Annotated in this window: 22 protein-coding genes; 14 read left to right on the forward strand and 8 right to left on the reverse strand. The window is 67.4% G+C overall.

What is annotated here, in order from left to right:
• Positions 1–39 precede the first annotated feature (39 nt).
• The 3 genes from NN2_RS11700 to NN2_RS11710 are packed head-to-tail and all read left to right on the forward strand — an operon-like array spanning position 40 to position 2,690.
• Entirely contained in the window at positions 40–948 is a 909-nt protein-coding gene (locus tag NN2_RS11700; protein WP_245658662.1) for an ABC transporter substrate-binding protein, read from the forward strand.
• 6 nt (positions 949–954) lie between these two features.
• Complete coding sequence (locus NN2_RS11705; RefSeq protein ID WP_063013085.1) at positions 955–1,905, forward strand: amino acid ABC transporter permease; 951 nt, start codon at positions 955–957, stop codon at positions 1,903–1,905.
• Entirely contained in the window at positions 1,902–2,690 is a 789-nt protein-coding gene (locus NN2_RS11710) for an amino acid ABC transporter ATP-binding protein (protein WP_063013023.1), read from the forward strand. The genes NN2_RS11705 and NN2_RS11710 overlap by 4 nt, the downstream gene beginning before the upstream one ends.
• A 14-nt stretch (positions 2,691–2,704) precedes the next feature.
• Here NN2_RS11710 and NN2_RS11715 read toward each other — a convergent pair whose 3' ends face one another.
• On the reverse strand, positions 2,705–3,547 hold the full coding sequence (locus tag NN2_RS11715) for an oxidoreductase (RefSeq protein WP_063013025.1): 843 nt from the start codon (positions 3,545–3,547) through the stop codon (positions 2,705–2,707).
• Between the two features lie 90 nt (positions 3,548–3,637).
• On the opposite strand from NN2_RS11715, the gene NN2_RS11720 reads away from it, so the two are divergent.
• A complete protein-coding gene (locus NN2_RS11720; protein WP_063013027.1) occupies positions 3,638–4,531 on the forward strand; it encodes a LysR family transcriptional regulator in 894 nt (297 codons plus the stop codon).
• Between the two features lie 19 nt (positions 4,532–4,550).
• Here NN2_RS11720 and NN2_RS11725 read toward each other — a convergent pair whose 3' ends face one another.
• Positions 4,551–5,450: a LysR family transcriptional regulator gene (locus NN2_RS11725; RefSeq protein ID WP_063013029.1), complete on the reverse strand. Its 900-nt coding sequence runs from the start codon at positions 5,448–5,450 to the stop codon at positions 4,551–4,553.
• Between the two features lie 71 nt (positions 5,451–5,521).
• Here NN2_RS11725 and NN2_RS11730 point away from each other — a divergent pair, with 71 nt between their 5' ends.
• The 4 genes from NN2_RS11730 (at position 5,522) to NN2_RS11745 (ending at position 9,000) form a co-directional block, all read left to right on the forward strand.
• On the forward strand, positions 5,522–6,886 hold the full coding sequence (locus tag NN2_RS11730; RefSeq protein WP_063013031.1) for an FAD-binding oxidoreductase: 1,365 nt from the start codon (positions 5,522–5,524) through the stop codon (positions 6,884–6,886).
• A gap of 83 nt (positions 6,887–6,969) precedes the next feature.
• A complete protein-coding gene (locus NN2_RS11735; RefSeq protein ID WP_063013033.1) occupies positions 6,970–7,908 on the forward strand; it encodes an SPFH domain-containing protein in 939 nt (312 codons plus the stop codon).
• Positions 7,908–8,087, forward strand: a complete 180-nt coding sequence (locus tag NN2_RS11740) for a type II toxin-antitoxin system antitoxin (RefSeq protein WP_063013035.1) — start codon at positions 7,908–7,910, stop codon at positions 8,085–8,087. Before NN2_RS11735 ends, NN2_RS11740 begins: the two co-directional genes overlap by 1 nt.
• Before the next feature lie 109 nt (positions 8,088–8,196).
• The gene (locus tag NN2_RS11745) at positions 8,197–9,000 is read left to right on the forward strand and encodes an NADH-quinone oxidoreductase subunit E (protein WP_063910734.1); all 804 of its coding nucleotides are present in this window, start codon (positions 8,197–8,199) and stop codon (positions 8,998–9,000) included.
• Here the strand turns inward: NN2_RS11745 and NN2_RS11750 are convergent.
• Positions 8,975–9,856: a class I SAM-dependent methyltransferase gene (locus NN2_RS11750; protein ID WP_063013037.1), complete on the reverse strand. Its 882-nt coding sequence runs from the start codon at positions 9,854–9,856 to the stop codon at positions 8,975–8,977. The two genes, NN2_RS11745 and NN2_RS11750, sit on opposite strands and share 26 nt — an antisense overlap.
• 473 nt (positions 9,857–10,329) lie before the next feature.
• On the opposite strand from NN2_RS11750, the gene rpsA reads away from it, so the two are divergent.
• Together rpsA and NN2_RS11760 are read left to right on the forward strand one after the other, a co-directional pair.
• Positions 10,330–11,802, forward strand: a complete 1,473-nt coding sequence (gene rpsA / locus NN2_RS11755; protein ID WP_063013039.1) for a 30S ribosomal protein S1 — start codon at positions 10,330–10,332, stop codon at positions 11,800–11,802.
• Between the two features lie 221 nt (positions 11,803–12,023).
• Entirely contained in the window at positions 12,024–13,553 is a 1,530-nt protein-coding gene (locus NN2_RS11760) for a phospholipase C (RefSeq protein WP_030514604.1), read from the forward strand.
• A 54-nt stretch (positions 13,554–13,607) separates the two neighbouring features.
• On the opposite strand, the gene NN2_RS37095 is transcribed toward NN2_RS11760, so the two are convergent.
• Positions 13,608–13,814, reverse strand: coding sequence for a hypothetical protein (locus NN2_RS37095; protein WP_146098606.1), 207 nt, complete (start codon positions 13,812–13,814; stop codon positions 13,608–13,610).
• Between the two features lie 291 nt (positions 13,815–14,105).
• Here NN2_RS37095 and coaE point away from each other — a divergent pair, with 291 nt between their 5' ends.
• Positions 14,106–15,302 carry a dephospho-CoA kinase gene (coaE, locus tag NN2_RS11765; protein WP_063013087.1) on the forward strand — a complete coding sequence of 399 codons (1,197 nt, stop codon included), beginning with the start codon at positions 14,106–14,108 and terminating at the stop codon, positions 15,300–15,302.
• A 23-nt stretch (positions 15,303–15,325) separates the two neighbouring features.
• Here coaE and NN2_RS11770 read toward each other — a convergent pair whose 3' ends face one another.
• From NN2_RS11770 to NN2_RS11780, 3 genes are all read right to left on the reverse strand, one after another.
• Complete coding sequence (locus NN2_RS11770) at positions 15,326–16,288, reverse strand: aldo/keto reductase (protein ID WP_063013041.1); 963 nt, start codon at positions 16,286–16,288, stop codon at positions 15,326–15,328.
• 42 nt (positions 16,289–16,330) lie between these two features.
• Positions 16,331–16,855, reverse strand: a complete 525-nt coding sequence (locus NN2_RS11775) for a ribonuclease FAU-1 family protein (RefSeq protein WP_063013043.1) — start codon at positions 16,853–16,855, stop codon at positions 16,331–16,333.
• Between the two features lie 86 nt (positions 16,856–16,941).
• Positions 16,942–17,505, reverse strand: a complete 564-nt coding sequence (locus NN2_RS11780) for a DUF402 domain-containing protein (protein WP_082856930.1) — start codon at positions 17,503–17,505, stop codon at positions 16,942–16,944.
• A gap of 865 nt (positions 17,506–18,370) precedes the next feature.
• Between NN2_RS11780 and uvrB the strand changes: the two genes are divergently transcribed.
• Positions 18,371–20,554 carry an excinuclease ABC subunit UvrB gene (gene uvrB, locus NN2_RS11785; protein WP_063013091.1) on the forward strand — a complete coding sequence of 728 codons (2,184 nt, stop codon included), beginning with the start codon at positions 18,371–18,373 and terminating at the stop codon, positions 20,552–20,554.
• 71 nt (positions 20,555–20,625) lie between these two features.
• Here the strand turns inward: uvrB and NN2_RS11790 are convergent, their stop codons facing one another.
• Positions 20,626–21,096 carry a VOC family protein gene (locus tag NN2_RS11790; RefSeq protein ID WP_063013045.1) on the reverse strand — a complete coding sequence of 157 codons (471 nt, stop codon included), beginning with the start codon at positions 21,094–21,096 and terminating at the stop codon, positions 20,626–20,628.
• 142 nt (positions 21,097–21,238) lie between these two features.
• Here NN2_RS11790 and NN2_RS11795 point away from each other — a divergent pair, with 142 nt between their 5' ends.
• Positions 21,239–22,078, forward strand: a complete 840-nt coding sequence (locus NN2_RS11795; RefSeq protein ID WP_231982774.1) for an AraC family transcriptional regulator — start codon at positions 21,239–21,241, stop codon at positions 22,076–22,078.
• A gap of 104 nt (positions 22,079–22,182) precedes the next feature.
• The gene (locus NN2_RS11800) at positions 22,183–22,599 is read left to right on the forward strand and encodes a DoxX family protein (RefSeq protein ID WP_063013048.1); all 417 of its coding nucleotides are present in this window, start codon (positions 22,183–22,185) and stop codon (positions 22,597–22,599) included.
• Positions 22,600–22,616 lie beyond the last annotated feature (17 nt).

Below are 22,616 nucleotides of genomic sequence, written 5' to 3' on the forward strand. Positions count from 1 at the left end.
CCGCTCACGGTGGCGGGTCGCGCGAATACGGAGGGCCGCGTGTCAGTTCGACTCGGCGCCCGCGGGTACATCCTGCGAGCCGCGTGCGTGATCGTCGGTGCGGCGGTGCTGGCAGCGGGATGCGCGGACAACACCGAGGACGAATCGCCCAAGGTGCCCAAGGTGCCGGTGACGAAGGTCGAATCGATCGCCGCGCAGCTGCCGCCGAAGATCGCGCGGGCGGGACGGCTCGTGGTCGGTGTGAACGTTCCGTACCAGCCCAACGAGTACCGGGATCCGCACACCGGACAGATCATCGGATTCGACGTCGATCTGATGGATGCGGTCGCCGCTGTGCTCGGTGTGCGCGCCGACTACCAGGAAGCCGACTTCGAGAAGATCATCCCCGCGATCGAGGCCGGCACCGTCGACGTGGGAATGTCGTCGTTCACCGACAACCTGACGCGGGAGAAGACCGTCGACTTCGTCGACTACTTCTCCGCCGGCATTCAGTGGGCACAGCGCAAGGGCCGTCCGATCGATCCGAACAACGCCTGCGGCAAGAAGGTCGCGGTGCAGCGCACCACGACCGAGGACATCGACGAGATCCCCGCGAAATCGAAGGCCTGCACCGATGTTGGCAAGCCCGAGATCCACAAGATGTCCTACGACGAACAGAGTGCGGCGGCGACCGCCCTGGTCCTCGGCCAGGTCGACGCCATGTCCGCCGATTCCCCGGTCACCGCGTATGCGATCAAGCGCAATCCCGACACCATCGAGGCCGCGGGCCCGGTCTTCGAGGCCGAACCCTACGGCTGGCCGGTACCGAAGGGTTCGCCGCTGGGCCCGGTACTGCAAGCGGCGCTGCAGCATCTGATCGATTCCGGCGTCTACCGCACCATCGCCGAGAACTGGGGCGTGGAGGCCGGTGCGATCACCACCTCGGTCATCAACGGTGCGAAAGGCTGAGTGCACATGTCCGCGCAACCCCCCGCCGTCTCGCAGGCCGGGCCGCCCGAGGCGTCCATGCCGGAGCCGATCGAGGCCGTACCGCTGCGGCGGCCCGGGCGCTGGATCGCCGCAGCGATCCTGCTGATCCTGCTCGGGCTGTTCGTCTACGGCGCCGCCACCAACCCGGCCTATCGCTGGGACACCTACTGGAAGTATCTGTTCGATCGGCGGATTTCCGAGGGGGCGGTGGTCACCCTCGAACTGACCGTGCTGGCGATGGCGATCGGCGTGATTCTCGGCGTGATCCTCGCGGTGATGCGGCTGTCGCCGAATCCGGTGCTGCGGTCGGTGTCGTGGGTGTATCTGTGGATCTTCCGCGGCACCCCGGTATACATCCAACTCGTCTTCTGGGGCCTCTTCCCGGCGCTGTACAAATCGATTCAGCTCGGAATCCCTTTCGGCGGGCCCAGTTTCGTGCAGTGGGATGTGCAGGACTGGTCGCAGCCGTTCATCTTCGCCATGATCGGCCTGGGCCTGAACGAGGCCGCCTACATGGCCGAGATCGTGCGTGCCGGAGTCAATTCGGTGGGTGAGGGGCAGCGCGAGGCGTCGGTGGCGCTCGGCATGTCGTGGGGACAGACCATGCGGCGCACGGTGCTGCCGCAGGCGATGCGGGTGATCATCCCGCCCACCGGCAACGAGCTGATCTCCATGTTGAAGACCACCTCACTGGTCACCGCGATCCCGCTGACCACCGATCTGTACGGCCGCGCCCGCGATATCTACGGCATCAACTTCCAGCCGATTCCGCTGCTGCTGGTCAGCGCGACCTGGTATCTGGCGATCACCAGTGTGCTGATGGTCGGCCAGTTCTATCTCGAGCGGTACTACTCGCGCGGGGTGACGCGGCAGTTGACCGGCCGGCAGCTGCGCGCACTGGCCACCACCCAGCAGACGACGGAGGTCGGCAAATGAGCAGCGCCGTGGCAGCCTCGGCCGACGTTCCGATGATCCGGGCCGAGCGGGTATGCAAGAACTTCGGTGCGTTGCAGGTGTTGCAGGGAGTGTCGCTCGAGGTCGCGCGCGGGCAGGTGATGTGCCTGATCGGCCCGTCCGGATCCGGCAAATCGACCTTTCTGCGTTGCATCAACCATTTGGAACGGGTGAACGCCGGGCGCCTCTACGTCGACGGCGATCTGGTCGGCTATCGCGAGCGCGGGGGCAAACTCTACGAACTGCGTCCGCGGGAGTCGGCTCGCCAGCGCCGCGACGTCGGCATGGTGTTCCAGCACTTCAATCTGTTTCCCCATCGCACCGCGCTGGCGAATGTCATCGAGGCGCCGATCCATGTGAAGAAGCTCTCCCGCGCCAAGGCGGTCGCCCGGGCGCGGGAACTGCTCGATCGAGTCGGCTTGGCGGACAAGGCCGATGCCTATCCGGCGCAGCTGTCGGGCGGCCAGCAGCAGCGGGTCGCGATCGCCCGCGCCCTGGCGATGGATCCGAAGCTGATGCTGTTCGACGAGCCCACCTCGGCCCTGGATCCCGAGCTGGTCGGCGAAGTCCTCACGGTCATGCGCGAATTGGCGCAATCGGGCATGACGATGGTGGTCGTCACGCACGAAATGGGTTTCGCCCGCGAGGTCGCCGACCAGCTGGTGTTCATGGACGGGGGCGTGGTGGTGGAGGCCGGAGATCCGCGCGAGGTGCTGGCGAATCCGCAACACGAGCGAACCCAGGCCTTCCTGTCCCGCATCCTGTAGAACGCGATCGAGGCTCAGTTCTCGTCGAACGCCGTTGCGCGCGAGACCTTTTCCCATTCGCGGATCTCGGCGCGCACGGAGTCGAGGTGTCCGAGCAGCGTGTCGACCGAATCGCTGCCCAGCGGCAGCCGCAACGGGGTGCGCTCGGCCTCGAGGGCGGCGCGGATGGCGGCCGCGGCCTTGACCGGGTCGCCGGGCTGGGTGCCGTCGCCGCCCTCGATCATGCGGCGGGTCTTGCCCGCGGTGTCGGCGTAGACATCGGATTCGGCGCTGAAATAGGCTGCGCCGGAACCGAACAGGCCGGTGCGGAAGGCGCCCGGCTCCACGACGAGCACCCGGATGCCGAACGGCGCCACCTCGTCGGCCAGCGCCTCCGACAACCCTTCCAGCGCGAATTTGGTTGCGCTGTAGGCGGAGAAGCCGGCGAACGACATCTGGCCGCCCACACTGCTCATCATGACGATCGCCCCGCTGCCCTGGGCGCGCATCTGCGGCAGGACGGCGCGGGTGAGCGCGGCGGGACCGAAGACGTGCAGGTCGAACAGGTCCCGCAACTCCCGGTCGGTGGTTTCCTCCACCGCGCCGACCTGGGTGCGTCCGGCATTGTTGACCAGCACGTCGATGCGGCCGTACCGGGCGATCACATCGGTGACGACCGCGTCGACGTGGGCGGTGTCGGTGACATCGAGGGCGACGGCCTCGATGCGATCGGGGTGGGCGGCGACCAGATCGTCCAGCGCGGCGGTGCGGCGGGCGACCGCGACGACGATATCGCCGGCATCGATCGCGTTCTGGGCGATCGCGCGGCCGAAACCGCTACTGGCGCCGGTGATCAGCCAGACCTTGCCTGTGCTCACGGAAACTCTCCTCGGTAGTTCGGGGTACGAGAGAAATCTTTGTCTGTCCCCAGTGGTGAAGTCCAAGGCCTTTCGCTATAACCATCGGTTATGGATGTGCACGGACGTGATCTGCGGTACTTCGTCGCCGTCGCCGACGAGCTGAGTTTCACCCGTGCGGCCGAGGTGCTGTTCGTTTCCCAGCCCGCGCTGTCGAAACAGATCCGCGCGCTGGAACGCCGGATCGGGGCGCCGCTGTTCGTTCGCGACGGCCGGGCGGTACGCCTGACCCCGGTGGGCCGGACCCTGCTGCCGCATGCGCGAAAGATGCTGGCGGACTGGGACATCGCGCGTGCCGAGGTGGATGCCGCGAAGGCCGGTCAGCACGCCACCGTCACGATCGGGATCAGCACCAGTCCGGGACGCGGTCTGCTGCCGGCCATACGCTCGCGCCTGGCCACCGCGTTCCCGCTCGCCAAACCCGTCCTGCGCCAATCGGGGTGGTCCGATCCGTCCGCCGGACTGGGCGACGGGAGCTGCGATGTCGCGTTCGTCTGGCTGCCCCTGGCCGAGCCGGAGCGTTACGAGTGGATCGTGGTCGCGCGGGAGCCGCGCATGGTGGCCCTGCCCGAAAATCACCGCCTGGCCTCGCGACCTGCGATCGACTTCGCGGATCTGCTCGACGAACCGTTCCTGGCCCTGCCGAAGTCCGCGGCGGGCCTGCGCGACTACTGGCTCGCCGTGGACGCTCGCGGCGGACGCGCCCCGATCGTCGGCGCGGAGATCACCAGTACGGAGGAGACCTACGAGGCGCTGCTGAACGGCGACGGGGTGGTCCTGCTCGCGGCGGGCAACCTCCCGCTGGTCGCGCACGAGGGCGTGGTCGCCAGGGAAGTGCGGGGAATCGGCCCGAGCGAGCTCGCGCTCGCGTGGCGGTGCGGCGAGTCGCGGCCGCTGGTTCGCGGCTACATCGAGGCGTGCCGCCTGGTGGTCGGCAGTCGATAGCAGGGTCTTGCGTGGGCGTTCATCGGTGCGGGCCCAGCGCGATCCGCAACTGCCCGAGCAGTACCTTCGCGGCCGGTGCCGCCGGCCGATCCGACCGCCAGACCAGGGCGAGCTGTCCGTACATCTCGGGGTCGGTGATCTCGATCATCCGGACTCCTGCGGCCTCGGCGTGGGCGGCACCGAGGGCCGGTACCACGGCGATTCCCAGTCCTCCGGCGGCCAGCTGAACGAGCAGCGGCGGCGCGGCGGCCTCGAACTCGATCATCGGAGTGAATCCCGCAGCGGCACAGCAACGTTCGAGCACGCCGCGGATTCCGGTGCCTCGTGGCAGGCAGATCAGGGAGCGCTCGCGCAACTCGTCCAGTGCTATCCGGGAGCCGAACGCGTGGTCGTCGCGCGCCACGGCAGCGGCCAGGCGCGCCTCGAAGACGACGTCGGCGGCGAGGCGTTCGTCGAGTTTCTCGCCGGTCAGCCCGACCAGGGCGATATCGAGTTCGCCGTGCGTCAGCGCGGCGAGCATGCGGTCGGTGGTGTCCTCGGTGAGGGTGATGCCGACCTGCGGATGATCGCGGTGGAAGTCCGACAGGACCGTTGCGACGTCGAACTCCTCGGTCGCCGCCCCGGAGATCAGGCCGATTCGTACCTGCCCTCGCAACAATCCGGTGAACTCGTCGACGGTGAAGGAAACCTGTTGTGCCGCTGCCAATGCCGCCCGCGCGTGCGGCAGCACGGCGGCGCCGGCGGCGGTCAGTGTCACGGTGCGTCCCGACCGGTCGAGCAGCGGCTGACCCAATTCCCGTTCCAGCTGCCGGATCTGCGCCGAGAGACCGGGCTGGGCCAGGTGCAGCCGCTGGGCCGCCCGGGTGAAATTGGCCTCCTCGGCGACGGTGACGAAGTAGCGCAGCTGCCGCAGTTCCATAACTACCGATTCTAGTGTCGAGAAGAACTATCTGTTTTACTTCTCATCTGCCCGGCGGCAGAGTTCAGGACATGACGAACTCGAACTTCCCCGCCGAACTGCCCACCGTCACCGGCCCGGTATTCCGTCCGGGTGACGACGGCTACGACGCCGAGGTCTCCGGCTTCCAGACCGCGTATACGCACCGGCCCGATCTGGTCGTCGGTGCGCTCCACGCCGAGGATGTGCGCGCGGCCGTGGAATTCGCCGCCCGGCACCGGCTGCCCGTCGCCGTGCAGGCGACCGGGCACGGGCTCTCGGTGCCGGCCGCCGACGGTGTGCTGATCAGTACGCGCCGGATGACCCAGGTGCGCGTCGATCCGGGCGCCCGCACCGCCTGGGTGGCCGCCGGCGTGCAGGCCGAGGCGCTGATCGCCGCGGCGGTCGCGCACGGTCTGGCGCCGCTGAACGGTTCCTCGCCCTCGGTCGGCGTGATCGGTTATCACCTGGGCGGCGGGCTCGGCATTCTGGCGCGCACCTTCGGCTACGCCGCCGACCGGGTCCGCGTCCTGGAACTGGTGACGGCCGACGGCCGGTTGCGCCGCCTCACCCCGGGCGACGAATTGTTCGGCGCCGCACTGGGTTCGGGCGGCAACTTCGGTGTGGTCACCGGCATGGAAATCGAACTGTTCCCGATCACCGAGGTCTACGGCGGACAGCTCACCTTCGACACCCCGCTGGTGGAACCCGCCCTCGAGGGGTGGCGGCAGTGGACCGCCGAGGTCCCCGAGGAGATGACCTCTGCGATCACCATGATGACGATGCCCGATGTCGCGGCGATACCGGAACCGCTGCGCGGGCGCTATCTGGCCACCGTCAACATCGCCTTCACCGGGTCGGCCGCCGATGGTGAGCGGCTGGTCCGGCCACTGCGCGAGGTGGGCGCCCGGATCGCCGACGACCTGCGAACGATGCCCTACATCGACACCCACGGCATCTACCGCGACCCGAATTTCCCGCACGCCTACACCGCGACCAACGCGCTGCTGTCGGATCTGACCGCGGACGCGGCCTCGGCCTTCCTCGATGTCACCGGCCCCGAGGCGCCGGTCGCGGCGGTGGCGGGCTTCCGGCATCTCGGGGGAGCGCTGCGCCGTCCGGGTCCGGCGGGGATCGCGATGGATCACCGGGAGGCCGAATACAACGCGCGCGTGATCACGATGCCGAACTCGGACGGCCCGGATCCGCGGGGCTACCACGATCTGGTCGCGAAGACGTTGGCGCCGTGGACGATCGGCCACAACCTGAACTTCCTCTACGGCGCCGGAGAGTGGACCGATGAGAACCAGACCCGGGCCGGGTACTCGGCGCGGACCTATGCGCGGTTGCGGGCGCTGAAGTCCGAGTACGACCCGGCCAACCTGTTCCGTTTCAACCGCAACATCCGGCCCGCCTGAGCGGAGTCCGCCGATTGGACCCCTGGCGTCCGGGATATCTCTGCGCTATCGTCGTGATATCACTTCAATATTGGGAGGATGTCATGTCGCTGCGTCCGGCCTTCCGGCTGAACGGGTTCTTGATGCTGTTGGTGCTGCTGGTGGTCGGCACCGCCGGACTGATCGGCGGGGTCGCCGCCTCCAGCGCCGCCGGTTCGGGCGGGGGCGCCGGCGCGGCGATCGGCGCGGCCGCGGGATACGTGATCTTCGCGGTCGCGGTGATCCTGCTGACCGGGCTCACCACGGTCGGCCCGAACGAGGCCAAGGTGCTGCAGTTCTTCGGCCGCTACGTCGGATCGGTCGCCGACGCCGGCTTCTTCTGGGCCCTCCCGCTGACCACCAAACGGCGAATCTCGTTGCGGGTCCGTAATTTCGAGACGCAGAAGTTGAAGGTCAACGATTTCGACGGCAATCCGGTGGAGATCGCGGCCGTGGTGGTCTACCGGGTCGTGGACAGCTTCAAATCCGCCTTCGCCGTCGACGACTACGAGGAGTACGTGCAGACCCAGTCCGAGGCCGCGGTCCGGCACCTGGCCACGGTGCACCCCTACGACGCGGCCCCCGACGTGGTGCCCGCGGCCGTGGCGATGACGCCCGCTCTCGCGGGGCCCGACGACCCGGCCCCGACCAGTCTGCGCAACGGCGCCGAGGTCGCCGAGGAACTGACCGCCGAACTGCGCGAACGTACCGCGCTCGCGGGTATCGAGATTCTCGAAGCGCGGATCACGCACCTGGCGTACGCGCCGGAGATCGCCCAGTCGATGCTGGTCCGCCAGCAGGCCGCACAGGTGGTGGCCGCGCGCAGCCGCATCGTCGAGGGCGCGGTCGGCATGGTAGGCATGGCGCTGCAGCGGCTGACCGAGGAGGGGATGGTCGACCTGGACGAGGAACGGCGGGCCTCGATGGTGTCGAATCTGCTGGTGGTGCTGTGCGGTGATCGATCCGCCCAGCCCGTCGTCAACACCGGAACGCTCTACTCCTGATGGCCAAGCGCGAGCCCAAGAAGGTGCTCGTCCGGCTCGATCCGGCCGTCCACGAGGCGATAGCCAAGTGGGCGGCCGACGACCTGCGCAGCATCAACGCTCAGATCGAGTTCGCTCTGCGGATGGCGCTCGATCAGGCGGGGCGCTCCCCTCGGCGGTCCGGGGAGACCCCCGAATGAAAACAAACCTGACACCCGTTTCGTCCGATATTTATTACCAGGTGGTCACGCCTTGAACACAAAACGCCCCAGGAAGTGCGAAAAGGTCACAGATGGGTAGCTTGGTTGCGTGCCAATCGTGTTCGAAACCGGGGGACTGCAGCAGCTTGACCAGACCACGTGGGGGAATCCGGCCACCCGTGACATCATCACGCTGAGCTATATCGATCTGGTACCGGACTTACCCGCCCCGCTGGCCGACATCGACACATTGCGCCGCCGCCTCACCGAACTGCAGGCCGAGTTCGGCTGCCTGATCGAGGCACATGCCATCACCGTGGATTCCCAGCCGGCCCTGCTGCGCCTGGAGAAGTTCCCGCTGGCCGATCCGGCGTCCGGACTGGGCTTCACCGCCGGAATCGTCGTGCCCAAGGCCGGATGCAGCGCGATCGTGAAGATCATGTGTCCCGAAACCGGCCGCTCCGGCGTCCGGGAGGCCGCGGTCGTGCCGAAGGTCGGCTTCGCGAACATGTTCCCGCCGCATCCGTACGCGCCCGAGGTCAAGGGCAAGCTGCCCTACAACATCGCCGATGACGCGCGCTGGGATCCGCAGTTCCCGGACCATCCGCTGACCCGCGCGCGGCGCTGGATCACCCACGTCAGCCGGACCGCACGTATCGACCCGCGGTTCGCGGCCCTGCCGCCGTTCGCGGGTCCGGCCGGCGCGGAGGCGTCGAGCGGTAAGGCGGCGCCGACCGGTAAGACACCGCCGACCGGTAAGGCGGAGTCCGCCGCCGCGCCGGTGGCCAAACCCGATCCGGGCAAGACCACGCCCATTCCCGCGCAGAACTCGGTGTCCGACGGCAAGGCGACGGTGGCGCCGCCGCCGCTGCCGCGGGCCGCGCGGGCTAATGCCGCGACGGCTTCTCGGTAACGAAAATGGCTGTGCCGGGGAAGATCTCACCGCGCAACGGGCTCCACTGGCCCCATTCGCGCTCGAGCCACTCCGGCCATTCGGGTTCGACGATGTCGAGCAGGATCAGGCCCGCGCCGACGATGTCGCGGACCCGATCGCCGATCGTGCGGTGATGTTCGACGTAGATCGGTTCGTCGTCGGCGTCGACCTCGACGTAGGGCGTGCGGTCGAAGTAGGGGATCGTGGCGCGCAGTCCGTCCGGGCCCGGATCGTCGGGGAAGATCCACCGCATCGGGTGATTCACTGAGAACACCCAGCGCCCGCCCGGCCGCAGCACCCGGGCCACCTCCCGCATCACCCGGGCGGCATCGGCGACGAACGGGACCGCGCCGAACGCCGAACAGGCCAGATCGAACGATTCGTCCGCGAACGGCAGCGCCTCGGCACCGGCCTGCACCAGCGGCACCCGCGGTCCGCCGCGCGCCATGGCCGCGAGTCCGCGGTCGAGCATCGCCCGCGACAGATCCAGTCCGACCGGATGCGCGCCCTGGGCGGCCAGCCAGCGCGAGCACGGCGCCGATCCGCAGCCGATCTCCAGGACGCGCCGCCCGGCGACCTCGCCCAGCAGATGCCAGTCGCCCTCGTGCAACCCCTCCGGGCACCAGACGAATTCTCCGGCCTCGGAGTCGACGCCCAGGAAATCGGCGTGCGTCTCGTGGTACTGCGCGGCATCGGCATCCCACCAGCGCCGGTTGGCGCGTTCGCTGACCGCCGACCCGACGGTCGCGCGGGTCACCCGCGCGGTGCCGAGCAGGGCATTGGCCTGGGCGTGGCGCTCGTCGTCGAGGAGGGCCGGATGCGGGTCGTCGGACATGGTTCGCAGCGTATGGCACGGCCCGGTCCGCGCCCCTGCGGACGCCGTCTCCGATCCGGCCGGCCCGGGCGCGACCGGGGTGCTTACGTCTCCGCCGTGACGGGTACCACACTGTGCGGGAACGGTGTTCGGTGCCGGCCGTATGATCATGGTGCGGGCGGGGGCCCGTGTTTGCTTGGCGTAACTCACGTCGCGTACGCTGTTTCCCGCGAGTGTCTTCGGCATTTGCGTAGCCGCTGTCGGTACTGTAGCGCTCGGTACCGGGCGCAGGGGTTACGGATTTCGGAAGTCGCCCGCAGGCTGTGATTTCGCAGCCGGTGCTGTGAGTTTCTGCAGTGAGTACAGCGTTGTGCTGTGTCGCAGCGATGTGCTGTGCATGGCCGTCAACGTAGTTCCACCGCTGTGACTTCACAGCAAAACCGAGAGTTCCAATGTCCACTACCGACCACAATCCGTCCGGAGCAACCCAACATATGCCCACCACCGTCACCTCGCCGCAGGTAGCCGTCAACGACATCGGCTCCGCCGAGGACTTCCTCGCCGCCATCGACAAGACGATCAAGTACTTCAACGACGGAGATATCGTCGAAGGCACGATCGTCAAGGTCGACCGCGACGAGGTTCTGCTCGACATCGGTTACAAGACCGAAGGCGTCATCCCTTCCCGCGAACTGTCCATCAAGCACGATGTCGACCCGGCCGAGGTCGTTTCCGTGGGCGATGAGGTCGAGGCCCTCGTTCTCACCAAGGAGGACAAGGAAGGCCGCCTGATCCTGTCGAAGAAGCGGGCTCAGTACGAGCGGGCGTGGGGCACCATCGAGGAGCTCAAGGAGAAGGACGAGGCCGTCAAGGGCACCGTCATCGAGGTCGTCAAGGGTGGTCTGATCCTGGACATCGGCCTGCGTGGCTTCCTCCCGGCCTCCCTGGTCGAGATGCGCCGCGTCCGCGATCTGCAGCCGTACGTCGGCAAGGAGATCGAGGCCAAGATCATCGAGCTGGACAAGAACCGCAACAACGTGGTCCTGTCCCGCCGCGCCTGGCTGGAGCAGACCCAGTCGGAGGTTCGCAGCGAGTTCCTGCACCAGCTGCAGAAGGGCCAGGTCCGCAAGGGCGTCGTGTCCTCGATCGTCAACTTCGGTGCGTTCGTCGATCTCGGCGGCGTCGACGGTCTGGTGCACGTCTCCGAGCTGTCCTGGAAGCACATCGACCACCCGTCCGAGGTTGTCGAGGTCGGCATGGAGGTCACCGTCGAGGTTCTCGACGTCGACCTGGACCGCGAGCGCGTTTCGCTGTCGCTCAAGGCCACCCAGGAAGACCCGTGGCGTCAGTTCGCCCGCACCCACGCCATCGGCCAGATCGTGCCCGGCAAGGTCACCAAGCTGGTTCCGTTCGGTGCGTTCGTGCGCGTCGAAGAGGGCATCGAGGGCCTGGTGCACATCTCCGAGCTGGCCGAGCGCCACGTCGAGGTGCCGGACCAGGTTGTCGCCGTGGGCGACGATGCGATGGTCAAGGTCATCGACATCGACCTGGAGCGTCGCCGGATCTCGCTGTCGCTGAAGCAGGCGAACGAGGACTACCACGCCGAGTTCGACCCGTCGAAGTACGGCATGGCCGACAGCTACGACGAGCAGGGCAACTACATCTTCCCCGAGGGCTTCGACCCCGAGACCAACGAATGGCTCGAGGGCTTCGACAAGCAGCGGGAAGAGTGGGAAGGCCGCTACGCCGAGGCCGAGCGTCGCCACAAGATGCACACCGCTCAGATGGAGAAGATGGCGGCCGACGCCGCCGCCGAGGCCGCCAACGGTGGTGCCTCCGGTAACTACTCCTCCGAGAGCGGCGCGCAGAGCTCGTCCTCCAGCTCCTCGTCGGAGCCGGCCGGCGGTTCGCTGGCCAGCGACGCGCAGCTCGCCGCGCTGCGTGAGAAGCTGTCCGGCAACGCGTAATTCGCTGAGCTGAAACGAAGGCCCCGGTCCATCGGACCGGGGCCTTCGCCCATCTCCGGGCTACTCGTTCAGCCCCTCGTCACCGCGTCGATGCCGCCGGTCCATTATTCTCGGCGAGGATCTGCCACTGTCCTCTGTCAGCCGGCACGGTCTTGTCGGCCGGCACTGTCCTGTCAACCGGCACTGTTCATTTCACCGACGCGGAAGGTCTCGGCACCGGCATGGGTCTGTTCGACGGCATCAACAGGCGTGATTTTCTGGCGAAGGCCATGGCGGCCGGTGGAGCGGGGGCCCTGGCCGCCTGGGCGAATCCGATCATCGAGCGCGCGCATGCGGCCGACCCGGCGGGGATGGGCGGGCTCGGCGATATCGAGCATTTCGTCCTGCTCATGCAGGAGAACCGCTCGTTCGACCACTACTTCGGAACCCTGTCCGGTGTAAGGGGTTTCGACGACGCCTCGCCGGCGTGGAAGCAGTACGGCTACGCGCCCGGCGTCGGGCCCACCGCCGACGGGTTCATCGTCCCGTTCCGGCTCGACACCACCCGTGGCGCGACCCTCGACGGTGAGTGCATCAACGATCCCGATCATTCCTGGGCCGGAATGCACGAGGCGTGGAACGGCGGCCGCAACGACCGCTGGATGCCGATGTCGGTGGCCGGCGTCGGCGCTGCCAACGGTCCGGCGGCCATGGGGTATTACACCCGCGCCGATATTCCGGTTCACCACGAGCTGGCCGATGCGTTCACCCTCTGCGACCACTACCACTGCTCGGTGCTCGGCCCGACCGACCCGAATCGGCTGTACTGGATCTCCGCCACCATCGACCCCGACGGTCTGGCCGGCGGGCCGATGGTGGAGACGCCGACGCTGATCCCGCAGAACGTCTACAGCTGGCGCACCTATCCGGAGAACCTCTCGGAGGCCGGTGTCGACTGGAAGATCTACAACAATCGCGATGTCGGACCGATCTCGTCGGTGATCCTCGACGGCATGATGGGTTGCTTCACACAGGCCGCGGACCCGAATTCCGAACTCGCCAAGCGCGGCAAGGCCCCGGTGTATCCGCAGGACTTCGCCGCGGACGTGGCCGCCGACCGGCTTCCCTCGGTGTCGTGGGTGATCCCGCCGCTGTTCAACTGCGAACATCCCGCGCTGCCACCCGCGTTGGGCGCGGTGGGCATCATGCAGGTGCTCGACATCCTCACCTCCAATCCGAAGGTGTGGGAGAAGACCGCGCTCATCGTGAGCTACGACGAGAACGGCGGCTTCTTCGATCACGTCACCCCGCCGACCCCGCCGCCCGGCACACCGGGGGAGTACCTGACGGTGGACCTCGGCAGGGTGCCGGCGGCCAAGGGGGTCGCCGGTCCGATCGGATTGGGTTACCGCGTCCCGTGCTTCGTCATCTCCCCGTATTCACGCGGCGGGCTGGTCGCCTCGCAGACCTTCGACCACACCTCGCAATTGCGTTTGCTGGAACGTCGTTTCGGCGTGGAAGTGCCGAATGTGACCGCCTGGCGGCGCAGCGTCACCGGCGATATGACCTCGGCATTCGATTTCGGTTCGACGCCCGATTCCGTGCCGCCGCGAATTAGCGATCCGAAACCGAAATCGGATGCCGCACTCGCGCAATGTGGGCCGAATATCGCGCTCGGTACCGAGGGTAAGGGAATTCCCTATCCGGTGCCGCCGAATGCGATGCCGAGCCAGGAACCGGGCTCGCGCCGGACCCCGAGCGGCTTGGTGTGAAAAACGGGCGGCCCACCGAATCCGCGGTGGGCCGCCGAACGTTCGATGTACTGGTCAGCTCGCCGTGGCGGGAATCCAGCGGGTGACCCCGCCCCGGCTGCGCATGGCCGCGAAGCTGTGCCGCGCCGGGCTGAGCAGGGCGGTCAACCACGAACGGCGATGTTCGGCCAGTGCTGCCGCAACGGCGGGAATCCGAATGCAGTGCACGGTGCCTGCCATACCCAGCCGGTGGCGACCCGACTGGATGTTTGTGGTGCCCAATGATCTTCCTTCGCTAGCTCGGATGGCCTGGATCGCCCGCGGCGAAACAGTAGCGGAACAAAAGTGTGGGGTTGCGGATTTTGCGTGACTTCGAGCCCGGCGTGTCGGAAAGTTGCCGACCCCAGGTCGGTATCGGGCGGAAAAAGTTGCGAATTGATATCACCGGCGTCACGGAATGGGTAATACCGCGTGGTCGAGGTGAAAAGTATTCACGCGGTGGGTAATCAGCCCTATCGCCTCGCGGCCGGGGTGCGGGCGCGGACCGCGGTGGTGGGATGCGAGACTGGGGAAATGTTGCGTATCGGTCTCACCGGAGGCATGGGAGCGGGTAAGTCGACGGTGGCGCGGCTGCTGGTGGAATACGGGGCTGTTCTGGTCGACAGCGACGCCATCGCCCGCGAGGTCGTCGAACCCGGCACCGAGGGCCTCGCCGCGCTCGTCGCGGCGTTCGGCCCGGAAATCCTGGCCGAGGACGGCAGTTTGAACCGCCCCGCGCTCGCGGCGGTCGCCTTCGCCGACGAGCAGTCGCGCACGACGCTGAACTCGATCACCCATCCGCTGGTCGGCCGGCGCACGGCCGAGCTGATCGCCGCCGCGCCGGCGGACGCGATTGTGGTGCAGGACGTTCCGCTCCTGGTCGAGAACAATCTCGGCGCGATGATGAATCTCGTCGTGGTGGTGATGGCCGACGAACAGACGCGCGTTCACCGGCTCGAGCAGTTCCGCGGCGTGAGCCGCGCGGACGCGCTGGCGCGGATCAAGGCACAGGCCAGTGACGACCAGCGGCGGGCGGCCGCGGATGTCCTCCTGGACAACAACTCCGACGCCGAGGCGCTGGCGCCGCAGGTGCGGGCGCTGTGGGAGCAGCGCCTGGTGCCGTTCGAACACAATGCGCGCACCCGGACCCCGGCGCGCTCGACCGGGGCGGTGCGGCTGGTCGAGCCGGATCCGCAGTGGCCGGCGCAGGCGCAGCGGTTGATCGGCCGGCTGTGGCTGGCCTGCGGTGGCGATGCGCGCCGCATCGATCACATCGGTTCCACCGCCGTGCCGGGGCTGGCGGCCAAGGATGTGATCGACATCCAGATCACGGTCGCCGACCTCGCGACGGCCGACGCACTGCGAGACCGATTGGCACTCGCCGGTTTTCCCCTGGTCGACTCGGTCACCGGCGACAACCCCAAACCGACGCCGCAGGATCCCGCGGGCACCGATGCCGAACTGTGGGCGAAACGTCTGCACGGCAATGCCGACCCCGGGCGGCTCGCGAATATCCATGTGCGCGTGGACGGTTCGCCGGGGCAGCGCTTCGCGTTGGACTTCCGCGACTGGCTGCGCGCCGACGCCGACGCCCGTACCGAGTATTCGGGGATCAAGCGCCGCGGGGAGGCAGAGGCAGCGGGCAAGGTGGGCGACGAGGCCGTCGAGGCCTACCTGTCGGTGAAGGAACCCTGGTTCGACAAGATCTACGAGCGAGTTCCTCGCGCCTGATACAGGCACCACCGGTACCGCGGTCAGCGCGATACGGAGGTGATCCGGTCGATCTCCGCGAGGTCCTCGGCGGTGGGCTGCCACCGCCCGGCCCGGACATTGGCCTCGACCTGTTCGGGCGAGGTGGCGCCGGCGATCACCGAACTCACCGCGGGTTGCGCGGCGAGACCGCCGATGGCGACGTCGAGCACGGTGATCGAACGCTGCGCCGCGAAGTCCTCCAGCTGTTCCACGATGTCGAAAGCCGCGTCCGTGAGTGCGGCTTCCCGGCCCCACGCCTGGATCCTGCTACCTTCGGGCGCGGGCACGCCGCGCTTGTACTTCCCGGTGAGCAGACCGCTCGCCAAGGGGAAGTAGGGGAGCAGTCCGATCCCGTAGTGCTCGAGCGCCGGCACCAGATCGGCCTCGATCCCACGCCGCAGCAGGCTGTACTCGTTCTGCGCGCTGATGAATCGCTCGAGACGGCGCGTGCGTGCGGTCCACTCGGCGTCCGCGGTCTGCCAGCCGGTGAAGTTGGAATGACCCAGGTATCGGATCTTGCCCTCGTGGACGAGATCGTCCAGCGCCGACAGCGTCTCCTCGATCGGTGTCGCCGGATCGGGGCGATGGAGTTGATAGAGATCGATCCAGTCCGTGCGCAGCCGGCGTAGTGACTGCTCGACCGCCCGGCGAATATAGCGGCGTGAGCCACGCGCGCCCCAGTCCTCGCCGTTGTCCCCGCCGAGGCGGCGCACGTCGCTGCCGAACTTGGTCGCGATGACGACATCGTCGCGTGTGCCCTGCAGGATCTCGCTGATTCGCCGCTCCGATTCCCCGTAGGAGTCGGCGGTATCGATCAGGTTGATGCCGTGGTCGAGCGCGGCGTGCAGCACCGCCCTGCTCTGCTCGAGATCGAGCTTCATCCCGAAATTGTTGGTGCCCAGTCCGACGACCGACACCGCGAGCCCCGAGTTCCCGACCCGGCGCAGCGAAGCCGACTCACCCATGGCTCTCCTTGTTCTCGAGGTTGCGTAGCTCGGCCCGGCCCGTTACCGCCAGCCGATCTCGATACCTCGCGAGCGCAGCCAGGACTCGAAATCGTAACCGTGCGAGGCGATTCCGTCGATCGCCCGGGTGGCGGCCTCGATCGCCTGCTGCGCCTGCGACGCGCTCAGATATCCGGCGGCGTGAGCGGCCAGGAGCTCGTCGACGTCGAGCAGAATCGCCTCGCGACCGGTGCGAACCACGATGTCGAGGTAGTGGTCGACCGACTTCCACATCTGCGGTCCCGCCGCCTCGAAATCGCCGATATCGAGGTAGAAGTCCTGGTCGCGCCGGTGGGTGGGGCGGAAGTGGAAGATGGTGGCGCGCAGCGACAGCTCCGGCAGCAGCCAGGATTCGAGGTAGTGGAATTCCGGATGATCGGCGGTGCGGGCCATGTAGAGCCCCCACGGTTCGGTCCGATACGTCTCCACCGGCCGCACGAAGCCCTTCGGATCGGTGTTGGTGGACCCGGCGAGGTCGAAGTATTCGATCTTCGGCCGATGCAGATCGACCACATGCCCCTGCGTCATGCCCCGAATCTACCGCCGCGGGCCCGCAAAACGCCCGCTCGCGCCGCGATCCGGATGATCATCGACGCGAGCGGGCGGTGACGCGGTTACAGCCAGTGCAGGGCGATGCCCTGGGTGGTGAGCCAGCGTTCGAAGTTGTGATCGTGCGAGGCGATACCGTCGACGACCGCGGTGGCCTGCTCGAACGCGCGCTGAGCGGTCTCGGCCGATACGTGGCCGGCCGCGTGCGCGGCGAACAGTTCGTCGACCCCGTGCAGTTCGCAGACGTGGCCGTTGCGGGCGACGATGTCGATGTAGTGGTACTCGGCCCGCCAGCGCTTCGGCTCGATCTTGGCGAAGTTGCCGATATAGATGTGATAGATCGGATCGCGATCGTGTGCCGCGTTGATGTGATGCATGGTGACGCGGATCGACTGCCTGGGCAGCAGCCAGGTCTCGGTGTAGCGGTAGGGCGGGGTATCGGCGGCCCGGACCAGATACAGCCCCCACGGCTCGGCGTGATAACTGTCGACCGAATGGACGAAACCGCGGGAATCGGTTCTGGTGAGATCGGCGATATCGAAATATTCGACGTGCGGTCTGTGTGCCGTACCCGATGGTGGCACCGGAATCGGTGCTTTTCGGCCCGGAATGTTGCGATTCGACGGCATTGGGCTGACTCCATTGGGCGCGGCAGTGCGCAGAGTCCGGGTGACACGTTCAGCGAGGAAACCGGCCATAACACTTGCCCTTCTCGACTTCCGACCGGATCAGCGTACACCCGGGCAACCCCCTCCGGCGGGGTGAAAACGACACGGAATTCGGCTGATTCGGCCGTGCCGTGATCATCGAGGCGGCTTGCGCTACCGGACATTTCGGGCATCTGGTCGGTTGATCCAATGCTGCGCGCGCGGTTGCCGGAGCAATGCTCCCGCAGCCCCGGCAAACCTCCGGCCAGGCCTGTCGCAATGGTCGGCGGCGGGGTTCCGGAGGCGCCGGTGGGCGGGAGTGTGGCCGCGCGTTGGGGGAATTGTCGAATTACTCTGCGGGATAATATTTTCGGCCCGCAGTGGCCGAAACGTGGTGGCGTATTTCGAATTGTTCGGAATGTCCGAAAGGGGCGGCGGAGAATTGCGCCACCGGTAGCGCGGGCCGGGCCGAAATGATTGGCATACGGCATGTTCCGGAGGAGGGGACGGCCTCGGCGGGCCCGCCGGGTGTGTCGACGCTCGATCCGGAGGGTCCGGCTCACGGTGGACGGTCCCGGGCATGTGCGGGTTCGGGCGCGCCGGCGGGGTCACACGGGCCAGCCGTCTCATCGAAGGCCGGAGGGCCGCCGGTTTTGCCGTGCGGTTGCCCCGCGTGGCCGTTGCGCACGCCGGGCGGCCGCACCGGCCGAGGCGGTGTCAGGGTCGTGCGGCGGCAGGCCGCTGCCGCCGATACACAGTCGTGGCCGAAAAATGATCACCGGGTGTCTGGCTGTGCCCGCGGTCACGGCGCCGGAACTTGTCGGTGCCGCGGCTTACCCTGGTGACCATGGCTTTCGCAACGGAGATCCCCGCGGATTCGGACGCACCCGGCGGGCAGCCGCTGGCGCATTCGGAATTCCGGCCGATCGGGGCGATCGAGCGCTCCGACGGGCGGTTCGAGGTCGTCAGCGAGCATCAGCCCGCCGGTGACCAGCCCGCAGCGATCGCCGAGCTGGAGCGGCGGTTGCGTGGCGGCGAGAAGGACGTGGTGCTGCTCGGCGCCACCGGCACCGGCAAGTCGGCCACCGCGGCCTGGCTGATCGAGCGGGTGCAGCGCCCGACCCTGGTCATGGCGCCGAACAAGACCCTGGCGGCCCAGCTGGCCAACGAACTGCGCGAGATGCTGCCGCACAACGCGGTGGAGTACTTCGTCTCCTACTACGACTACTACCAACCCGAGGCCTATATCGCGCAGACCGATACCTACATCGAGAAGGACTCCTCGATCAACGACGACGTGGAGCGGCTGCGCCATTCGGCGACCTCGAGCCTGCTCTCGCGGCGCGATGTCGTGGTGGTCGCCTCGGTCTCGTGTATCTACGGTCTGGGTACCCCGCAGTCCTATCTGGACCGCTCGGTGCAGCTCGAGGTCGGTACCGAGGTCGAGCGCGACCGGCTGCTGCGCCTGCTGGTCGATGTCCAGTACACGCGCAACGACATGGCCTTCACCCGCGGGTCGTTCCGGGTGCGCGGCGACACCGTCGAGATCATTCCCTCCTACGAGGAGCTTGCGGTCCGGATCGAATTCTTCGGCGACGAGATCGAGGCGCTGTACTACCTGCATCCGCTCACCGGCGATGTGGTGCGTCAGGTCGACACCCTGCGCATCTTCCCGGCCACCCACTACGTGGCCGGGCCGGACCGGATGGAGCGCGCGGTCGTCGATATCGAGACCGAACTCGAACAGCGGCTGGCCGATCTGGAGCGGCAGGGCAAACTGCTCGAGGCACAGCGGCTGCGCATGCGCACCCAATACGACCTGGAGATGATCCGGCAGGTCGGGTTCTGCTCCGGTATCGAGAACTATTCGCGGCATATCGACGGCCGCCCGGCGGGGTCGGCGCCGGCGACGCTGCTGGACTACTTCCCCGAGGACTTCCTGCTGATCATCGACGAGTCGCACGTGACCGTCCCGCAGATCGGCGGCATGTACGAAGGCGATATGTCGCGCAAGCGCAACCTCGTCGAATACGGCTTCCGGCTGCCCTCGGCGGTCGACAACCGCCCGCTCACCTGGGAGGAGTTCGCCGACCGGATCGGCCAGACCGTGTACATGTCGGCCACGCCCGGCCCGTACGAGCTGGGCAGTACCGGCGGTGAATTCGTCGAGCAGGTGATTCGCCCGACCGGTCTGGTCGACCCGCAGGTAGTGGTCAAGCCGACCAAGGGCCAGATCGACGATCTGGTGCACGAGATCCGCGCCCGCACCGAACGCGACGAACGCGTCCTGGTCACCACCCTGACCAAGAAGATGGCCGAGGACCTCACCGACTATCTGCTGGGCATGGGGGTTCGGGTGCGCTACCTGCATTCGGAGATCGACACGTTGCGCCGCGTCGAACTGCTGCGGCAGCTGCGGCTGGGTGAGTACGACGTGCTGGTCGGCATCAACCTGCTGCGTGAGGGCCTCGATCTGCCGGAGGTGTCGCTGGTCGCGATTCTGGACGCCGACAAGGAAGGCTTCCTGCGCAGTGCCACCAGCCTCATCCAGACGATCGGGCGCGCCGCGCGCAACGTCTCCGGCGAAGTGCACATGTACGCCGACAAGGTGACCGATTCGATGCGCCAGGCCATCGACGAGACCGAACGCCGGCGGGCCAAACAGGTCGCCTACAACGAAGCCAACGGTATCGACCCGAAACCGCTGCGCAAGAAGATCGCCGACATCCTCGATCAGGTCTACCGTGAGGCCGACGAGACCGAGGTCGAGGTCGGCGGATCCGGACGCAATGCCAGCCGCGGACGCCGTGCCCAGGGCGAACCCGGCCGCGCGGTGAGCGCCGGCGTGTACGAGGGCCGCGACATCGCGAATATGCCGCGCGCGGAACTGGCGGATCTGGTGGCCCAGCTGACCGATCAGATGATGAACGCCGCCCGCGAGTTGCAGTTCGAGCTGGCCGGGCGATTGCGCGACGAGATCGCCGACCTGAAGAAGGAGTTGCGGGGTATGGACGCTGCCGGGCTGAAATGAGTTCCCGCACAGCATCTTTCCCGCGGATGCGGCGGTGCCCCGGCCGGACCGGGGCACCCGCGCGGCCCGCTTCAGCTCTGCGTGGCCATCCACTCGTTGACCCGGCGCTCGCCCTCCTCGCGCGAGACGTCCTCGACCCGGGTCATGATCACCCAGCGATGTCCGAACGGATCCATCACCAGCCCGTAGCGGTCGCCGGTGACGAACGTCTGCGGCTCCTCGACCCGAGCTGCGCCGTGTTCGGCGGCGCGGGCGACGACCGCGTCGACATCGGGGCAGTAGTGCACGATGCTGGTGTGTACCCAGCCCGATTCGGGTGCGCGCACCCCGTGATCGGGGATGGGCATACCCATCTGGATGGTGGAATCGCCGATCGCCAGTTCGGCGTGCGCCGGTTGCCCGTCGGGGAGGTCGTTGCGGCTGAGCACCTTCGCGCCGAAGACCGCGGAGTAGAACTCGATGGCCTTGTTGCCGTCGGGTACGGCCAGGAAACAGTTGATGGAGTGATAACCCTCGGGAATGGGATTGACGTCGTGGCTCATAGGGACAACTCTCGGCCGTTGCGCGGAGAAGATCTTGGAAGAAGGCGACAATCTCGTCCGCGGCGGGAGACGGTCCGTGCCGACCGGTGACGGGCGCGCGAAAGGCGCTGCACTGCAACCGGTTCCGGTACCACCACCGGAAGTGACCAAGGGCATCCTGCATCCCCGCGAGCAGGAGCGACACCGTCGGCTGATCCGCTTGCCGGCCGGTCCGGGCACCGCCGAATTCGTCGAATGGTATTGGTCGGTCTCCTGGGATCTGCGCGGCAGGCCGCCTTACCAGGCGCAGGTGCTGCCGTTTCCCTCGGTCAATGTCAGCTTCGAGCGGTCCGTCACCCGCACCGGCGGGTTCGTCAACGGCGTGACCACCGGCAAATTCGTCCGCGAACTGGCGGGGGAGGGTGAAACCTTCGCCGCGAAGTTCCGTCCCGGTGGCTTCGGCGCCTTCACCGGAATCGATGTGGGCGCCCTGCGCGATACCGCGATCGAACTGGCCGAGGTGCTGCCGGAGGCTGCAGGCCTGACCGAACGCGTGCTGGCGGCCGACAGCGCCGGCGACCGCCGCGACATCGTCGACGCATACTTCGCCCGCGCCGCGCGCCGCCGCACGCCCGACGACAACTATCTCCTGGTGCTGCGCATCATCGCCGCGATGGAAGCCGATCCGGACCTGACCCGCGTCGACCAGGTCACCGCCCGTTTCGACATCCCGATCCGCACCCTGCAACGCCTGTTCCGCCGCTACGTCGGAGCGGGCCCGAAGTGGGTGCTGCGCCGCTACCGGCTTCAGGACGGCGCACAACTGCTGGCGCAGGGCCGCACCGACGATCTGGCCACTCTGGCACTGGAACTCGGCTATTTCGATCAAGCCCATTTCAGTCGCGAATTCGCGAACGAGATCGGAATGGCGCCGCTGGAATACGCGCGCGCATCGCTACTGTCGCACCACGCCTCACCGCGGGACTCGGCGCCGGATCGCTGATTCGTTTCGGCCGAACCGGTTCCGGGAATAACCGAACACATAAGTAGTTGAATGCTGTACTACCAGCCCGGCGGCGGTGCTGCCGGCCGACAGAGGAGTTGGCGATGAGTGTTCTGGTGCTGATCGGGCGCATTCTGTTCGTCATATTGTTCGCGAGTTCGGCGATCGGGCATCTGACGCAGGCCGATGCGATGACCGGTTACGCCCGCAGCAAGGGTGTTCCGATGGCGAAGGAGGCGGTGCTGGGCTCGGGGGTGGTGCTGCTGCTCGGGGCCTCGAGCGTGCTGCTCGGGGTGTGGGCCGATCTGGGTTCACTGCTGCTGTTCGTATTCCTGCTGCCGACCGCATTCCTCATGCATCCCTTCTGGAAGGAATCCGATGCTCAGGCCAAACAGGGGGAGATGATTCATTTCAACAAGGATCTGGCATTGGCCGGTGCGGCGCTCATGCTGTTCGCCTTCTTCGCTCATGTCGACGATCTCGGCGCCACAATCACCGGACCGCTATTCCACCTCGGATGATCGCGAACGGCCGCATT

The organism is Nocardia nova NBRC 15556, assembly GCF_001613005.1.
Lineage (GTDB): Bacteria > Actinomycetota > Actinomycetes > Mycobacteriales > Mycobacteriaceae > Nocardia > Nocardia nova.

Bases quoted from the DNA above. Each gene is read 5' to 3' on its own strand.
- NN2_RS11750 (WP_063013037.1), bottom strand. From the start codon at position 9,856: ATGTCCGACGACCCGCATCCGGCCCTCCTCGACGACGAGCGCCACGCC.
- NN2_RS11705 (WP_063013085.1), top strand. From the start codon at position 955: ATGTCCGCGCAACCCCCCGCCGTCTCGCAGGCCGGGCCGCCCGAGGCG.
- NN2_RS11740 (WP_063013035.1), top strand. From the start codon at position 7,908: ATGGCCAAGCGCGAGCCCAAGAAGGTGCTCGTCCGGCTCGATCCGGCC.
- NN2_RS11770 (WP_063013041.1), bottom strand. From the start codon at position 16,288: ATGGGTGAGTCGGCTTCGCTGCGCCGGGTCGGGAACTCGGGGCTCGCG.
- NN2_RS11760 (WP_030514604.1), top strand. From the start codon at position 12,024: ATGGGTCTGTTCGACGGCATCAACAGGCGTGATTTTCTGGCGAAGGCC.
- NN2_RS11775 (WP_063013043.1), bottom strand. From the start codon at position 16,855: ATGACGCAGGGGCATGTGGTCGATCTGCATCGGCCGAAGATCGAATAC.
- NN2_RS11710 (WP_063013023.1), top strand. From the start codon at position 1,902: ATGAGCAGCGCCGTGGCAGCCTCGGCCGACGTTCCGATGATCCGGGCC.
- uvrB (WP_063013091.1), top strand. From the start codon at position 18,371: ATGGCTTTCGCAACGGAGATCCCCGCGGATTCGGACGCACCCGGCGGG.
- rpsA (WP_063013039.1), top strand. From the start codon at position 10,330: ATGCCCACCACCGTCACCTCGCCGCAGGTAGCCGTCAACGACATCGGC.
- NN2_RS11725 (WP_063013029.1), bottom strand. From the start codon at position 5,450: ATGGAACTGCGGCAGCTGCGCTACTTCGTCACCGTCGCCGAGGAGGCC.
- NN2_RS11720 (WP_063013027.1), top strand. From the start codon at position 3,638: ATGGATGTGCACGGACGTGATCTGCGGTACTTCGTCGCCGTCGCCGAC.
- NN2_RS11800 (WP_063013048.1), top strand. From the start codon at position 22,183: ATGAGTGTTCTGGTGCTGATCGGGCGCATTCTGTTCGTCATATTGTTC.
- NN2_RS11780 (WP_082856930.1), bottom strand. From the start codon at position 17,505: ATGCCGTCGAATCGCAACATTCCGGGCCGAAAAGCACCGATTCCGGTG.
- NN2_RS11790 (WP_063013045.1), bottom strand. From the start codon at position 21,096: ATGAGCCACGACGTCAATCCCATTCCCGAGGGTTATCACTCCATCAAC.
- NN2_RS11730 (WP_063013031.1), top strand. From the start codon at position 5,522: ATGACGAACTCGAACTTCCCCGCCGAACTGCCCACCGTCACCGGCCCG.
- coaE (WP_063013087.1), top strand. From the start codon at position 14,106: ATGTTGCGTATCGGTCTCACCGGAGGCATGGGAGCGGGTAAGTCGACG.
- NN2_RS11735 (WP_063013033.1), top strand. From the start codon at position 6,970: ATGTCGCTGCGTCCGGCCTTCCGGCTGAACGGGTTCTTGATGCTGTTG.